The sequence below is a fragment of the Vibrio hepatarius genome (assembly GCF_018860525.1).
Lineage (GTDB): Bacteria > Pseudomonadota > Gammaproteobacteria > Enterobacterales > Vibrionaceae > Vibrio > Vibrio hepatarius_B.
The window spans coordinates 50,076-67,067 of the sequence record NZ_JAHKPM010000008.1 but is presented as its reverse complement, the minus strand read 5'-3'; the positions used below and the strand labels follow the sequence as shown (position 1 = coordinate 67,067).

The 16,992-nt window shown below is 41.6% G+C and carries 12 protein-coding genes; 5 read left to right on the top strand and 7 right to left on the bottom strand.

Annotated elements, in window-relative coordinates:
- Positions 1-266: 266 nt before the first annotated feature.
- On the bottom strand, positions 267-1,085 hold the full coding sequence (gene elyC, locus KO511_RS01665) for an envelope biogenesis factor ElyC (protein WP_215985765.1): 819 nt from the start codon (positions 1,083-1,085) through the stop codon (positions 267-269).
- A gap of 114 nt (positions 1,086-1,199) precedes the next feature.
- Here elyC and cmoM point away from each other — a divergent pair, with 114 nt between their 5' ends.
- From cmoM to mukB, 4 genes are read left to right on the top strand one after another with little or no spacing between them, the layout of a single operon-like run.
- Complete coding sequence (gene cmoM / locus KO511_RS01660; RefSeq protein WP_354668145.1) at positions 1,200-1,994, top strand: tRNA uridine 5-oxyacetic acid(34) methyltransferase CmoM; 795 nt, start codon at positions 1,200-1,202, stop codon at positions 1,992-1,994.
- Positions 1,987-3,324 carry a chromosome partition protein MukF gene (gene mukF / locus KO511_RS01655; RefSeq protein WP_215985763.1) on the top strand — a complete coding sequence of 446 codons (1,338 nt, stop codon included), beginning with the start codon at positions 1,987-1,989 and terminating at the stop codon, positions 3,322-3,324. The genes cmoM and mukF overlap by 8 nt, the downstream gene beginning before the upstream one ends.
- Positions 3,305-4,030 (top strand): chromosome partition protein MukE, encoded by a 726-nt coding sequence (gene mukE / locus KO511_RS01650; RefSeq protein ID WP_215985762.1) that lies wholly within the window; start codon positions 3,305-3,307, stop codon positions 4,028-4,030. Before mukF ends, mukE begins: the two co-directional genes overlap by 20 nt.
- On the top strand, positions 4,027-8,481 hold the full coding sequence (gene mukB / locus KO511_RS01645; RefSeq protein WP_215985761.1) for a chromosome partition protein MukB: 4,455 nt from the start codon (positions 4,027-4,029) through the stop codon (positions 8,479-8,481). The genes mukE and mukB overlap by 4 nt, the downstream gene beginning before the upstream one ends.
- 68 nt (positions 8,482-8,549) lie before the next feature.
- Here mukB and KO511_RS01640 read toward each other — a convergent pair whose 3' ends face one another.
- From KO511_RS01640 to KO511_RS01615, 6 genes are all read right to left on the bottom strand, one after another.
- Positions 8,550-9,530 carry an alpha-L-glutamate ligase-like protein gene (locus KO511_RS01640; RefSeq protein WP_215985760.1) on the bottom strand — a complete coding sequence of 327 codons (981 nt, stop codon included), beginning with the start codon at positions 9,528-9,530 and terminating at the stop codon, positions 8,550-8,552.
- 3 nt (positions 9,531-9,533) lie between these two features.
- Entirely contained in the window at positions 9,534-11,039 is a 1,506-nt protein-coding gene (locus KO511_RS01635; RefSeq protein ID WP_215985759.1) for an inactive transglutaminase family protein, read from the bottom strand.
- An 11-nt stretch (positions 11,040-11,050) separates the two neighbouring features.
- Positions 11,051-11,794, bottom strand: coding sequence for an ATP-dependent zinc protease family protein (locus KO511_RS01630; protein ID WP_215985758.1), 744 nt, complete (start codon positions 11,792-11,794; stop codon positions 11,051-11,053).
- A 212-nt stretch (positions 11,795-12,006) separates the two neighbouring features.
- On the bottom strand, positions 12,007-12,981 hold the full coding sequence (gene cmoB, locus KO511_RS01625; RefSeq protein ID WP_215985757.1) for a tRNA 5-methoxyuridine(34)/uridine 5-oxyacetic acid(34) synthase CmoB: 975 nt from the start codon (positions 12,979-12,981) through the stop codon (positions 12,007-12,009).
- Between the two features lie 61 nt (positions 12,982-13,042).
- The gene (cmoA, locus tag KO511_RS01620) at positions 13,043-13,780 is read right to left on the bottom strand and encodes a carboxy-S-adenosyl-L-methionine synthase CmoA (RefSeq protein ID WP_215985756.1); all 738 of its coding nucleotides are present in this window, start codon (positions 13,778-13,780) and stop codon (positions 13,043-13,045) included.
- Positions 13,781-13,975: 195 nt separating this feature from the next.
- Positions 13,976-14,842 (bottom strand): DUF72 domain-containing protein, encoded by an 867-nt coding sequence (locus KO511_RS01615; RefSeq protein ID WP_215985755.1) that lies wholly within the window; start codon positions 14,840-14,842, stop codon positions 13,976-13,978.
- A 262-nt stretch (positions 14,843-15,104) separates the two neighbouring features.
- Between KO511_RS01615 and aspS the strand changes: the two genes are divergently transcribed.
- Positions 15,105-16,883, top strand: coding sequence for an aspartate--tRNA ligase (gene aspS, locus KO511_RS01610; protein ID WP_215985754.1), 1,779 nt, complete (start codon positions 15,105-15,107; stop codon positions 16,881-16,883).
- Positions 16,884-16,992 lie beyond the last annotated feature (109 nt).

The window sequence follows — 16,992 nt, the reverse complement described above, 5'->3', positions numbered from 1 at the left end:
TATGAGAGCAAACAAAAACCCAACTTGCAGTTAGTTCGCTATCACATAATTAGACTTAATTACTTACCACAAGGCATGAGTAGTCTAGTTCAATGAAAAGAAAAATCGACATATATGTATTGATTTTCTTGTGGTGATAGATAGTGGGTAATGAAAGTAAGATAGTGAAAAACTACACCTAATAAAGAGATTTTTTAAATCAAAAAAATGCTGTTTCTATCTTAAAATTCTCTCAACACTAGAATTGTTAATAATTTAAAATGATATCAAACGTCACCTTCCGACACTTTATTTTCTGACGCGGTACCTGCTTTATGATCATTATTTGAAGCCCAATTACGTAGAGATTGCCAAATCAATCCAAGTGTTTCATGCCAGTATCGTTCTGTCTGTTCAAGATAAACTGCTTTAGGAGAGTATTTAGCCCAAGCTTGATCAACGTTATGTTGCGCTAAATAATTTGTTGGTGCTGGATAAGGTTTAAGCCCTGCTGAATAGAACTCGTTGAGAGCACGTTTCATGTGACTAGCAGAGGTCACGACGACAAGTTTTTTCAATTTAACAAATGCGGCGGCTTGTCGAGCTTCTTCCCAGGTATCTCTGGCAGTTTCTAGTAAAATAATATCTGATTTAGTGACCCCTAAAGCTAGCGCCACTTTTGCCATCATGCGAGCATTACTCACATCTGAACCTCCAGCGTACCCAGATAGTATCAATTTAGAACCTGGATACATTCTCATGATTCTTATTCCTTCAGACAGTCTCATTAAACCAGTACGGCTGAGCTCCGATGTTGGTGGGATTTTATCATCGACAACATGGCCACTGCCTAAAACCATGACGTAATCTATGGTTTCATCTACAGGAAAGAAGGCGGAATATTGACGCTCAAGAGGAAGTAGAAGGCGCGAGGTTACTGGCTGGAAAGCAATAAGAAAAATGCCTACAAAGGAGAATAAAACAACAAAACAGCCTGTTTTTTGTTTTCTTGTGAACATAATAAACATCAAACCCACAACACCAATGATCAGCATGGCTGGCAAGGGCATTAAAAGTGATGACACTATTTTTTTCAGCTCAAACATACTTAAATAGTCCGAAAAAACACCAATTGGTTTTAATTTAAGAGAATCTTTCTTTATATCTGCTTTCTATGTGACAGAATAGCAGTATGACTCGACATGATAACTCAACTTACTGTGACTGAAGATCGCAATTTCGACGATATCGCCCACAAATTCGCAAAAAACATCTACGACTCTGATAAAGGTGGCATACGCCAAGTGATTGTTTGGGAAGAACTTGAACAATTACTCTTTGCCATTAATGGTAGCAGGAAAAGTCTCCATGTGCTTGATGCTGGTGGAGGGTTAGCACAAATGTCCCAAAAGCTAGCTAAGCTCGGACATAGAATTACTTTATGTGATCTATCTTCGGAAATGTTGCAACTAGCACGTCAGGATATTGAAAATAACGGATTGCTTAAGCAGTATCGCTTGGTTCATTCACCTGCTCAAAGTATTGCAGAGCACCTTAGTGAACCTGTTGATGTTTTGATGTTCCATGCTGTGATGGAATGGTTAGCAGAACCAAAACTTGTATTGCAAGCCTTATTGGATGAAATTAAACTTGGTGGGGCTGCTTCTATCATGTTCTATAACCACTATGGGCTAGTTTATAAGAACGTTGTGTGTGGCAATATTCCTCACATATTAGCCGGAATGCCTCACCGGAAGAGATTTAAGTTACAGCCGCAAAAAGGGCTCAAACCTGAAGAGGTTTATCAGTGGATAGAGGAGTCTGGCTTTGAGATTTGTGGTAAAGCCGGTATTCGCTGTTTCAATGATTATATTGGGAACAGGGAATATATTGGAGACTATCAAACAGAACATGTAGTGGCTCTTGAAAAAGAGTTGTGCCGTCAGGAACCCTATCTCTCATTAGGTCGCTACATACATGTATGGGCAAAAAAGAACAGGAACAACAATGGGTGAGATACTTGCCAACGCTGCTGAGCAGCCAATTGATGAACTGGTTGGGTGGGTAAAACAACACGACTTTTCATTAAACTTAACTACTGAGCGCTTATCTTTTTTGATAGCAATAGCAGTATTGAGCAATGAAAGATTTGATGGGGAGCTGGGTGAAGGTGAGTTGCATGATGCGTTTGCTATTGTGACTCAACTCTTTGAAGCGACTAGTGAAACGACGAATTTTCGAGCCAATAATGCCATTAATGATATGGTAAAGCAGAGGCTAATCAGTCGTTTTACCAGTGAAATTAACGATGGTGCCAGTATTTACAGACTATCACCACTTGCTGTGGGTATTACTGACTATTATATCCGCCATCGAGAGTTTTCTAAATTACGCCTTTCAATCCAGTTATCTATGGCGGCAGATGAAATGTCGAAAACCATTGAATCTGCGCAGCAAGGAGGTACTCCAGCCCACTGGAAGAAAAATGTCTTTGGAGTATTGAAATACTCTGTCGGTGAAATATTTGATCAAATTGATCTTAACCAGCGAGTGATGGATGAGCAGCAGCAATCTGTAAAAACTCAAATCGCTGAACTACTGAATAAAGATTGGCGGGAAGCGATTAATAACTGTGAAGCGTTACTTTCTGAGACTTCTAGTACCTTGCGCGAGCTGCAAGATACCCTTCAAGCAGCCAGTGACCAGTTGCAAACACAGATCTTAGACATTCAACATATCGTATACGGGCAGGAGTCGTTGGATTTTATTGAAGAAGCTTTGTTTAGTTTGCAGATGAAGTTAGATCGTATTACAAGTTGGGGCCAGCAGGCAATCGACTTGTGGATTGGTTACGACAGGCATGTCCATAAATTTATTCGAACTGCGATCGATATGGATAAAAATCGAGCGTTTAGCACACGCCTTCGCCAATCAATTAAAGATTATTATGAATCACCTTGGTACTTAACTTATGCCGATACAGAGAGACTCATAGATCTAAGGGATGAAGCTTTGGTCCTTCGTGATGACGAAGTCACTGGGCAGGTACCTCTGGAGGTAGAGTATGAGGAGTATCAGAAAGTAAACGATGACTTATCTGAACGTATTAGAAATATGCTTAAAATACACAAAGAGCAGGGGACTCCAATTCATCTTGGTGTTGTGTTACGTGATTACTTAGCCCAGCACCCACGAGCCCATCATTTTGATTTAGCTCGTATTGTTATTGACCAAGCTGTACGCCTTGGGTACTCAGAATCCGATTATCAGGCGGTTCAACCTGATTGGCATGCTATCAATCAATATGGAGCAAAGGTACAAGCAAATGTTATCGACCGATACTAATGATTATTTGCCAGAGAAGCTGGCTAAAGCGATTTCAAATCCATTATTTCCAATGCTAGATAGTATGCTTCGATCTGGAAGACATATTTCGACTGAGGATCTCGACAACCATGCTTTATTGTCAGATTTTGAAGTTGAGTTATCTTCGTTTTATCAGCGTTACAATACTGAATTGGTTAAAGCACCTGAAGGTTTTTTCTATCTTCGCCCTCGTTCTACATCTCTAATTAATCGAAGTGTTTTGTCTGAACTCGATATGCTAGTCGGTAAAGTATTGTGTTTCTTATATTTGAGTCCTGAGCGTTTAGCGCATGAGGGAATTTTTACCAATCAAGAGTTATACGAAGAGTTACTGGCACTATCTGATGAAAAAAAGCTCATGAAGTTGGTCACTAATCGAGCTTCAGGCTCCGATTTAGATAAAGAGAAGTTGTTTGATAAAGTACGCACCTCTCTACGTCGTTTAAGACGCCTTGGTATGATAATTAATATTGGTGAAACTGGTAAATTTAGTATCAGTGAATCTGTTTTTCGCTTCGGTGCAGATGTTCGAATTGGGGATGATATACGTGAAGCTCAGCTACGTCTTATTCGTGACGGAGAAGCGGTAGTGCATACTAAAGAACCGAGTCAAGTCAGTCTATTAGTAGCCGAGCAAGATCAAGATGTGTTTCAATCAGAAAATTTAGAAGAAGGTGATGCATGATTGAAAGAGGCAAATATCAATCATTGACCATGATCAATTGGAACGGTTTTTTTGCCCGAACCTTTGATATTGATGGTTTAGTTACTACTTTGTCCGGTGGCAATGGTGCCGGTAAATCAACCACAATGGCTGCTTTCATTACAGCTTTGATTCCAGATCAAACTTTACTTCACTTTCGAAATACTACCGAAGCAGGCAGTAGCCAGTCCTCGCGTGATAAAGGGCTCTACGGTAAATTACAGCCAGGGGCATGTTATGCTGTGTTAGATGTTGTTAACTCACGCAACCAGCGCCTGTTGTTTGCGGTTAAGTTGCAGCAGGTAGCTGGTAGAGATAAAAAAGTTGATATAAAACCCTTTGTTATTCAAGGGCTGCCTGCTAGCGTCAAACCAACGGATATCTTGATTGAAAGTGTTTCCGATACTCAAGCTCGTGTTCGTCAGATTAATGAGATAAAACAATATGTGGCTGAGTACGAAGGTGTTCAGTTCAAAGTATTCAACTCGATTGTTGACTACCATGCACATATGTTTGAGTTTGGCGTTATTCCAAAAAAATTGCGTAACTCCGGAGATCGTTCTAAGTTTTATCGTTTGATTGAAGCGTCGTTATATGGCGGAATTTCCAGTGCCATTACACGTTCACTACGTGACTATTTATTGCCTCAAAACGGTGGTGTTAAAAAAGCATTCCAAGATATGGAATCTGCATTACGTGAGAACCGAATGACGCTGGAGGCGATCAAAACGACTCAAACTGATCGTGATTTATTTAAGCATTTGATTACAGAATCAACTAATTATGTAGCGGCGGATTATATGCGCCATGCAAATGATCGTCGAAGTAAACTAGAGCAGACCCTATCCTTGAGAGCAGAACTCTTTAGTTCTCGTCAAACCATAGTCGAACAAAATGATTTACTAAATAGAGTTCAGCAAGAGCTTGAACTTCTAGTGGAAACGGAATCTGATTTAGAGCAAGATCACCAAGCCGCTTGCGATCATCTTCAACTTGTACAAAATGCTCTTCGCCAGCAAGAAAAAATTGAGCGATACCAAGCAGATCTGGCAGAGCTTAATGAACGTCTTGAAGAGCAAGTGATGGTTGTTGAAGAACTGCAAGAACACGTTCTGGGTCTCGAAGAGCAAGCATTGGTTGCAGAAGCAGAAGTTGATAGCCTCCAGAGTCAACTGGCTGACTACCAGCAAGCATTGGATGTTCAACAAACAAGGGCACTCCAATACCAGCAAGCGGTTCAAGCATTAAATAAAGCTAAAACGTTACTGGGTGATGATAGCTTGACGGCTGAAAGTGCTCATGTTTTGGTACACCAACTAAAAGCTAAAGAGTCAGAGAGTACTGTGTCTTTGTTGGCTGTTAAGCATCAGTTAGACATGTCCTCCGCCGCTGCAGAACAATTTGAACTAGCGCTGCAGCTTGTTAGCAATATTACAGGCTCTAATATAAAGCGCAGTGAAGCTGCTGAAATTGCCAAAAAATTGGTTACTCAGGCTCGAAATTCTGAACAAGTTGTCAATAATGAGAATCAATGGTATTCGCAGCATCGAGATTTGGAACGTCGCCTAAGCCAACAGAAACAAGCACAAGAATGGGTTGATAGCTATCAGAAAGAGCATCATGTTCATTTAACTGATGAACTTACACTCGAACAGGAACGAGAAAGACACCAGACGCAAGTAGAGTCACTTGAAGTTGATCAGGATGCGGTACGTGAGTTGCGCAGTGAGCAACGCCGAGCTGAGCAGGATATTTCTGTTGAGATTAAAAAACTTGAGAGTATTGCCCCATCATGGATTGCTGCGCATGACGCATTAGAAATTTTGGCAGAGCAAAGTGCTGTTGAGTTGTATAATAGTCAAGCTGTCATGTCTCATATGCAAGTGGTTCTTGAGCAGGAAAAGCAACAGTCACTAGCAAAAGAAAAGCTAGCTGATCGTCGTTCTCAACTAGAAAATGAAATAGAGCGACTAGTATCACCCGGCGGCTCAAATGATCCTCGTCTCAAAGGTTTAGCTGACACGTTAGGTGGTGTTTTGCTATCTGAAATTTATGATGATATCACGATTAATGACGCCCCCTATTTTAGTGCTATGTATGGTCCATCTCGACAAGCAATAGTTGTGTCTGATCTCTCGGGTATTGAAGAAAAACTTGTCGAGTTGGACGACTGCCCCGAAGATCTTTACATTATTGAGGGCGATATTGATGCCTTTGATGATAGTTCTTTTGATGTGGAAGAGTTACAAGGAGCTGTTTGTGTTCGCATGAATGCTCGCCAGATGCGTTACTCGCGCTTTCCAGAGATACCTCTATTCGGTCGAGCCGCTCGTGAACAGCGTCTGGAGTCACTGCGTGATGAGCGTGAAAACGTCGTTGAACAACATGCAAAAGCTGCGTTTGATTCGCAAAAACTTCAGCGTCTCTATCAAGCGTTCAATAACTTTGTGGCAAAGCATATTCAGGTTGCCTTTGAGGCTGATCCAGAACAAACCCTAATGTTAGCCCGCGATAAACGTAACCAAATCACGCGTGATTTAGCAGACTTAAATTCTAAAGAACAGCAATACAGATCGCAGTTAATATCCAGTAAACAATCATTGACCTTACTTGATAAACTGTCGCCAGTCATGATGTTAATTGAAGATGAATCTCTGACTTCGCGTTTTGAAGAATTAGAGAACAAAATATCTCAATTATCAGAGGCAAAAGCTTTCTTAAGCAGTCACGCAAAGCCAATTGCTGACTTGGAAAAAATGGTATCTGCTCTTGAAGTTGACCCTGAACAATTTGATGCTCTTGAAGCGGACTACCTCGCTGCTGATTCTCAACTGCAAGAATTGAAAAAACACATATTTGCGTTATCCGATCTTGTTGAGCGCAGGCACTATTTTGCGTATTCAGATTCGATTGAATTACTCGATAGAAGCAGCGAATTAAATGATCAACTTAAAGCTAAGCTTGTTGAGGCAGAGAGGCTACGCTCGCGATCTCGTAATGAATTAAAGCAATCTCAGGGCCAGATGAATCAGTACAATCAAGTATTGGCTTCGCTAAAAAGTGCTCATCAAGCTAAACAGGAAACAGTTCAGGAGTTTAAGCAAGAACTTCAAGAGTTTGGCGTTAACGCTGATGAGGGGGCTCAGGAACGCGCAATACGTCGTCGACAAGAACTGCAAGAGCGTCTGCATACATCTCGCGGTCGCAAGAGTGAATATGAACGTACTATAACGTCGACTGAACTGGAAATGAAAGGTGTGGTGAAACGCCTCAAGAAGGTCCAGAAGGACTATATTGAGTTTCGTACCTTTGTTGTTGCGGCTAAGTCGGGTTGGTGCTCAGTATTACGTTTAGCACGGCAAAATGATGTTGAACGTCGATTGCATAAACGTGAATTAGCCTATTTGTCAGCGGATGAATTACGTTCGATGTCAGATAAATCACTCGGTGCTTTACGCCTTGCTGTTTCGGATAATGATGCTCTTCGGGATGCGCTTCGTTTGTCCGAAGATAACGCACGTCCCGAGCGAAAAGTCCTCTTCTATATAGCGGTATACCAACACCTGAGAGAGCGAATTCGCCAAGATATCATCCGTACCGATGATCCTGTTGAAGCCATTGAAGAAATGGAAGTCGAGTTAGCTAGATTAACTGAAGAATTGACCCAGCGAGAAAACCGTCTGGCTATCAGCTCGGAATCGGTAGCGAGCATAATTAAGAAAACGATTCAGCGCGAACAAAACCGAATTCGGATGCTTAATCAAGGGTTATCAAATATCGCTTTCGGTCAAGTTAAAGGTGTCCGCCTGAATGTAAAGATCCGTGAAAGTCATGAGGTTTTACTCAAGGGGTTAGCGTCACAACAAGATCAGCACAAAGACCTATTTGAAACGACACGTCATACGTTTTCTGAAGCGATGGCGAAACTGTTCCAGCGGGTCAATCCACATATTGATATGGGGCAACGAAGCCCTCAAGTATTGGGTGAGGAATTACTGGATTACCGTAACTATCTAGAATTAAGTGTTGAGGTTTGCCGCGGTTCTGATGGGTGGCTACAGGCTGAATCGGGCGCCTTGTCTACAGGTGAAGCAATAGGTACAGGTCAATCTATATTGCTAATGGTTGTTCAGAGTTGGGAAGAAGAATCAAGACGCTTACGAAGTAAAGATATTGTTCCATGTCGCCTTTTATTCTTGGACGAGGCAGCACGCTTGGATGCTAAGTCAATTTCAACTTTGTTTGAGTTATGTGACCGCTTAGATATGCAATTACTAATTGCTGCGCCAGAGAATATTAGCCCTGAGAAAGGGACGACATATAAACTTGTTCGTAAAGTATTTAAGGATCACGAACATGTACATGTTGTTGGTTTACGCGGTTTTGGTCAGCCAGAGCTCGTAGGCAAGGAAGTAGAGGAACTTAGTGAGTAACGAGTATTGTCCAATAAAAAAGCTGCTCTCGAAGCAGCTTTTTTGATAGTTTATTGTTGCTAGGGAATTTAGAACTGTGCTGCTGAGCCAAATTGTTTGGCAGCATAAGCTACTCGTTCTTGGGCATCTGGGTAGACTCTTGGAGTACCCAGATTTTCAATGTGATGTAAGCGTGGTAATAACCCCGCCCCATTTGCGATTTGAATGGCAAGTCCTGGCCTAGCATTTAGTTCGAGTACCATCGGCCCTTCTTCTTTATCAAGCACCATATCTGTACCCATGTAGCCAAGCCCAGTCATCTCCCAAGCACTAGATGCCAATGTCAACAAGCGTTCCCAATGTGGAACTTGTAGGGTTGATAACTCTTTGTTGGTATCTGGATGATGGGTGATAGGTTGATCAAACTGAACCGCTCTAATAGCTTGGCCTGTCGCAATATCAATACCCACACCAACAGCCCCTTGGTGAAGGTTTGCTTTGCCGTCTGATGCAGCTGTAGAGCATCGCATCATAGCCATGACAGGGTAGCCTTTAAAGACGATAATCCGAACATCTGGCACACCTTCATAGCTAAAACCACTGAAGCAGTCATCGAATTTAATTAAGTTTTCGACAACAGCAACATCATTTTTACCACCTAGTGAAAATAGGCCTGCTAGTGCATTACTGATGTGTCTTTCTACATCTTCCTTACTGGTCGTTGCGCCCGAAGGCTTTGTGTAAACGCCATTTTGGTGTGAGGTAACAACCAATATACCTTTACCTCCACTTCCTTGAGCTGGCTTGATAACAAAGCCAGGCCAGTCCTTAACCATATTATGGATGTTCTTAACTTCTGCTTGATGGCTAATGACACCGATTAGCTCTGGTGTTGTTGCACCATGTTGCTGTGCGATGATCTTCGTTTTAAGTTTATCGTCCACTAAAGGATATTTAGATCGATCATTATAGCGACCAATGTAGCTGTGGTTACGCTGGTTCATGCCCATAATGCCGTTATGACGAAGCTTATTTGGCGACGTAAACTGTGAGGTTAAACGTGAAAACATAGCTTAGTCCTCTGCTAATGGTTTGAAACGTCTTAACTCGGTTAAGCGATAACCTGTGTATGTACCAAGTAATAAAATACAAGCTAACACTATCAGCTGCAGACCAATAAAATTAAAAGTTAGATGCTGAATATAGGAGTTTGTCATGACGAGATACACAAGTGTTGCTGTCGCTAGGGAGCCACCGCCTTGAAGAACGACTTCTTTAGCCCCTTCTTCTTCCCATAAAATCGACATACGCTCAATCGTCCATGACAAAATGATCATAGGGAAGAAAGTAATAGAAAGACCTTCTGTTAAACCAATCTTAAATGCAACCACCGTAAACAAGGAAATAATCATAATAACAGTGATAATAACAGCAGATATTCTGGCGACGAGTAGTAAGTTGAGCCTAGACAAGTAACTTCGGATAATTAATCCTGTTCCTACGATTAGCAGAAAACCCACTATCCCCGTGAGTAATTGAGTTTGTACAAAGGCAACTGCAATCAAGATTGGCATAAAGGTACCGGAAGTTTTAAGACCAATGATTACTCTTAAGAATACGACAATGAGTGCTCCAATTGGAATAAGCATAATGGTCTTAAACATAGCTTGCTCTTCCAGAGGAAGGCTATGAATGGAAAAATTGAGTAATCCATCTGCTTCGACTTTATCTATAGTAGCCTGTTTAGGTGAGACATCTTGAGCAATCATGGAAAAATGTACTTGGCTATTTTGTCCGCCGACGATATCGAGGAGCGATACGTTTGATTCATCCCAAATTAAGATGTTCTTATCTATGGATTGGGCGGCATTCTTAGGGTTAAACAGTACCCAGTGTTTTCCATCCCAAACTTGGTTCATCAAATCGATTGTTTGACGTCGTCTACCATCTTCTAATTCGATGACGCCTACGACTTTACTAGGGATTTTTGAATAGGCAAGGACTTTGTCAACAGCCGATACCTTGGACATTTTGTTTAGTAGAAGACCTGCATTTTGGCTGTCAGAATCGTTGAGTATTTTGATAAGCTCTCGAGTGAAAGTCACATCGTCTGCTGAGCTTTTGTTGGCTCGTTCAATGATAGATATAGCCGCTGCTTCTGTTGGGCCATCAAAGGTTGGAGCGATAATTTTCTTGGTTGGTGGTTGTGGCTTCACTTTTGCTTGGGGATCAACAAGAAATTGAGCCTTATAGTATATAGTCTGGGCACCTTCAGCTTGTCGAATAGACCATTCTGCTCTGCGGCCTGATTCAGAATTAATATACGATACTCCATAACCTGATGATGAAGATGATTCATTAATTAGTGTAAAGCCATTTTGTGTGTGAGGAACTGCGAAAGAAGCCTTAGCGGGTTTAGCTTGAGCGTTAAATTCAATACGAGCTTCTATATCCCATATTTGCCGAGTTTCACCAGGGGTCCAAGGAACACCGTATGTCTGGTGACGGAACATGCTTAGAGCAAGACCTGCAATTATGAGTAGTGCGACAGATATGTAAAAGGGGACTTTAGACGTCATAAACTACCTTATTATTTTTGTTCAATTTCCGTTTGAATGTATTTTTTACTTACATCCACCACTGCAATGTCACGGATGAAATCCCGACCTAGTAACACAGGATGGATCATTTGGGAGCGATCTGCCAAAGTAAACTGTGTCTTTTCGTGAATCTTGCCCAATCTAACCCATAATTCCACTACCGGACGCCGTTCAATCTGGCTATTTGTAGATTGGCGTATTTTCTTAAAGCGAACAATAGGAGCCTCAATCCAATTCGTTTTGTCTGATGAGGCCGTACCATCGGATAGATGAAAGCGTATCCAGTTTTTACCATTTCGTTCAAACTCTTCAATATCAACAGCGTTAAGTGATGAGGTTTCTTCACCTGTATCTATGCGCGCATCAAATTTCTGCTCTACCGAGTTGATGGTGATTTTTTCAATTTCACCGAGTTTTAGTGCCTCTGAAAGTGAGGAAGAAGTTTTAATGGAAATAGATTTATTCACTTCTTGACGTGGCTTGCCCATTTGACTTATGGCCTGTTGTCTCAATCTACGTAACTCAGCATTTAGTGAGTCGATTTTGGTATTTAGATTGGTAATTTGGACATCTTTATCTGCCATCTGCACTTCTATTCGGTCGAACCTTTGCGCTGAGTTGGTTTCAGAAGTTTGGATAGCAGCAAGTGTTTCTTTGTGATATTGCTCGCTGTTAGTGAGAGTACAGCCGGAAACTAGGGTTATTGCAATGACCGGAGCCAGTTTGGTAAACATTGAAAATCCCAATAATAGATTAAAGTGTGCTAATAGAAGCTAGAACAGCTGTCGTTCATTGGTATAAATGAACGGGACTAGTTGCACTGCTGCCAGTTGTTCTATCTTCTTATATAAAAAGTCAAATATTCATTCGAGAATTATAAATCTTTTTGGTGTTCAGATTAAGGGTAAGACAGACTCAAAAGGTTAGGAGTCTGTCAAAAATTGTCTTAATACGGTTTTTTTGCAACAAGAGTAGCACGACGAGGAGCGGGGTGACCTTCTATTGTCTTTGTTGAGTCTGTTGGATCGAGATAATCTTGCAATGAATTGTGTGTCATCCATTCAGTGGTGCGTTGTTCGTCTGTTGTTGTGGTATTTTCTTCAGCAATAATTACATTCTCAAAGCCCACTTGTTCGAGCCAGACTTTAAGTGCTTTCGCTGAGGGGAAGAAGTACACATTTCGCATTTGAGCATAGCGATCTACTGGAACAAGTACTGAGGTTTCATCACCTTCAATAACAAGCGTTTCTAGCACTAATTCGCCGCCAGGAACTAACTGATCCCTCAATTGGATTAGGTGATCAATCGGTGAACAACGATGGTATAAGACTCCCATACTGAATACAGTATCGAATGCTTCTAATTTAGGCAGTTGCTCAATTCCAAGCGGCAAAAGGTGTGCTCTTTGAGGATCCCCCATGAGCTTACGTACTGCTTCAAATTGGATGAGAAATAGATGAGATGGGTCGATGCCGACACAAAGACGAGCACCTTCGCCTAGCATTCGCCACATATGATAGCCATTACCACAGCCTACATCGAGCACACTACGATTTTTCAGGGGCGAAATATGGGGTAGAACACGGTCCCATTTCCAGTCACTTCTCCATTCTGTATCAATATGGATGCCATGCAAGTGATATGGACCTTTACGCCATGGGTGGAAAGTACGTAAAAGGTTTTCTAATTTTTTGAGTTCACCAAGAGCCATTGGGTTATCGTTAGATAGGGATACTGAATTTTTGAGGTCAATGTTATCAGGAGTTCCTGGCAAAATTTTATTGAGTGCTTTAAGCCAGCGGCCAAAGTCTCCATGTTCTGCATTTTGCCAATCGGTGAGTTGCTGAGGTAAAACATTAAGCCAAGGCTGAAGGCGTGTATCGGCTGCAATGAGTTTATAAAAGTTGGCGAAATTAAACATATTTTCACTGATTTTGGAGTTGAGTATTAGTTTTGGACATAAAATGTACAAGGCGTTTGGGTTACTTGATTGCAAACATAGAACCAAAGTTGAAGCACTGGAACCAAACATCGAAACTGCTAAAACCAATTTGGGCAAAACGTTCTTTATGTGTTTTCTTTGAATCTGGACACATCACATTTTCAATCGCGTTGCGTTTTTGGCTAATTTCGAGTTCACTGTAACCGTTTGCACGTTTGAAATCATGATGTAAGTCTACAAGCAGTTCATTGGCTACGGTATCTTCAAAGATAAATTTCTCTGAAATTATCAGTATTCCGCCAGGACGTAAACCGTGATAGATTTTTTCCAAAAGTGAATAGCGATCTTGTGACGAAAGAAATTGAAGTGTGAAATTAAGAACAACAATGGAAGCATCGTCAATATCAATATCACGAATGTCGGCTTCGACAATCTCAACAGGAGTATTACTGCGGTAGGCGTTAATATGGAGTTTGCAGCGTTCCACCATAGCGGAAGAATTATCCACAGCAATAATTTGACACCCTTCTTGATTGATATGCCGACGCATTGAAAGTGTGGCGGCACCAAGAGAGCAGCCCAAATCATAGATTTTTGAGTGAGGTTGTACAAACCGTTTAGCCAGCATACCGATTGCTGAGATAATATTGCTATAACCTGGCACAGAACGCTGAATCATATCAGGGAAGACTTCTGCTACACGTTCATCGAACGTGAAGTCACCAATTTTATCGATGGGGGCCGAAAAAATAGTATCAGGGTTACTCTTTGGGTTCATATCGGGTTCTCTCAACGCAAGGCAGTTACGCCTTCTAGTCCTGCAGAATCAAAAAACAGCATATTTTATGTGAATTTTACGCATCTGTCATGTATTGAACACATGGGCTAAATTGGCTCGAGTATTCAACCACTCTAAATGGAAAAAAATGCATTTATTAACTCAGCCATATTGTTTGAGGGGGTAACTGCCGACTTAAAACATCGGTATCTGTGTATTACCTTTTGAAATTGGAAAGGGATTTAGGTCAGGTAAAGTTATTCGCGATTTCAATTGTTGATATAGATTTGATGCAAGTTCCGGCGCTATGTTGTTGTCGGCAGTGTGAATCATTAAATAAGGCTGTTTACCCTGCTTAACCCATTCAGCCACCTTAGTTATCCAAGGAGTGAAAAAGTCATAGTTTTTCTCCTGTTGTGGGTGACCGATGAATCGGATCATTGGATTATTGGCGGTTGCAATGGCATGAACTGGTAATTTAGGTTTTTTTTGCTGGGCATCAATAATTGCATCATTATCGGGTTTGGCTGAAAAGATAGGTCGACTATCCATTATGATTCGATTGTATTGTTGGTCCATAAGCCAAGCATTAAGTTCACGTTCTGGGGCACCTTTGGAGAAAAAAGCGGGGTGGCGGACTTCTATTCCGATTGGAAAATCCGCAGGGAAAAGAGCGCAAAACCTTTTAAGCTGTTCTATGTGTTCAGGGCCGAAAGTTGCTGGTAACTGAATTGTCCATTGACCGATACGTCCGTGTAAAGGCGCCATGATTGACATAAAGCTGTTCAACTCAGTTTGGCAACCACGCAACATATGCTGATGCGTGATACTTTTGGGTAGTTTAAACGTAAAGCGAAACTCATCATGTGTCGAAATGCGCCAATTGTTAACTGTAGCGGCACTTGGTGTTGCATAAAAGGTTGTGTTTCCCTCAACGGTGTGAAAAACACTGGCATATTTTTCTAATCTTTCATTGGGTTTTGTGCCGCTACCGTAAAAAGTTTGCTGCCAATTACTGTGAGACCACATAGTGAGTCCGAGTCTGATTGGAAGAGCTTTCATATTTACCATTTTAAGTACTAGTGGATGAGAGTTTTGCCGAATCACCCTGATTAAGGCTATAATCAGCGCCAAATTTTGTATTGCTGCTGTTTTAGGCCTTTGTTGGTTTAAAAAGCATCAATAGATGATAAATCGCAATAAGTTGTGCGTTGAGTGGTCGATCTTGAAACACTTTCAGCGTATAAATGAAGCTTTGCTCTATCGGTAAACTTATCACCGATGGACAGTAATTAACATACAAAAAGAGATTGGGAAATTCATTATGCGTACCCATTACTGTGGTCACTTGAACAAGTCCCTTGCAGGACAAACTGTAGAACTTTGCGGTTGGGTTAATCGCCGCCGCGATTTAGGTGGACTTATTTTCATTGATATGAGAGATCGTGAAGGCATTGTTCAGGTAGTGGTCGATCCAGATATGGCAGATGCGTATGAAGTGGCGAATACACTCCGTAATGAATTCTGTATTAAACTCTCGGGTGAAGTTCGCGTTCGTCCAGACAGTCAGATCAATAAAGATATGGCAACTGGAGAAGTTGAAATTATTGCCAAAAGTCTAGAAATCATTAACCGAGCAGACATCCTTCCTCTAGACTTCAACCAGAAAAATACAGAAGAACAGCGACTTAAGTATCGCTATCTCGATTTACGTCGTCCTGAAATGAGTGATCGGATTAAACTACGCGCAAGGGCGTCCAGTTTTGTGCGTCGATTCCTCGATGAAAATGGCTTTCTTGATATCGAAACGCCAGTTTTGACTAAAGCAACACCAGAGGGTGCCCGGGATTATTTAGTTCCAAGCCGTGTACATAAAGGTAGCTTTTACGCCTTACCCCAGTCTCCACAGCTATTTAAGCAGCTGCTAATGATGTCGGGCTTTGATCGTTACTACCAAATCGTAAAATGTTTTCGTGATGAAGACTTACGTGCTGACCGTCAGCCAGAATTCACTCAGATTGATATTGAAACTTCGTTCATGACGGCCGAGGAAGTTAGAGCTACGACAGAAAAAATGGTTCGTAATATGTGGCAAGAGCTATTAGATATTGATCTAGGTGTATTTCCCACGATGCCTTTTGCTGAAGCTATACGTCGTTTTGGCTCAGATAAACCTGACCTACGCAACCCTTTAGAATTAGTTGATGTTGCTGATCTGGTTAAGGATGTTGAATTTAAAGTATTCTCTGGTCCTGCGAATGATAAAAAAGGCCGCGTAGCCGTTATTCGTGTCCCAGGTGGTGCAACGCTAACTCGTAAACAAATTGATGGTTATGGTGAGTTTGTTGGAATTTATGGGGCCAAAGGCCTAGCCTGGATGAAAGTCAATGACCGTGAGGCGGGTATTGAAGGTATACAGTCTCCTGTGGCTAAGTTTTTAAATGAAGATGTGATTAATGGTATCCTCGATCGTACCCAAGCTCAGTCTGGCGATATCATATTGTTCGGTGCAGATAATGCCAATACAGTGGCAGAAGCTATGGGTGCTCTTCGACTTAAAATTGGTAAAGATCTTGAACTAACAGATGAGTCTGCTTGGGCTCCATTGTGGGTGGTGGATTTCCCTATGTTTGAAGAAGACAATGAGGGCAACCTACATGCAATGCATCACCCATTTACATCGCCGTTAGGTGTTAATGCTCAGGAGCTAAAAGCTAACCCTGCATCAGCCAATTCAAACGCTTATGATATGGTCATTAACGGTTATGAAGTGGGTGGTGGTTCAGTCCGTATCCATAGTGCCGAAATGCAAGCTGCTGTATTTGATATCCTAGGAATTGATGCCGAGGAACAACAACAAAAGTTTGGTTTCCTACTTAATGCACTAAAGTTTGGTACACCACCACATGCAGGCTTGGCATTCGGTTTGGACCGTCTTGTAATGTTGTTATGTGGTACAGATAACATCCGTGATGTTATTGCATTTCCAAAAACAACGGCGGCAGCTTGTTTACTCACAGACGCCCCAAGCGTTGCTAACCCTGCCGCACTTGGTGAATTAGCTATTGCGGTTACTGCTGCAAAAGAGAAGAACGAAAACTAGGCAGAAATACCCTAAGTATTGACTTTTTTTAATCAAAAAGGGCGCTTCAAATGAAGCGCCCTTTGGGTCTTATGGACAGCATGTGTGTATGTGACAGAGTCAACGATTT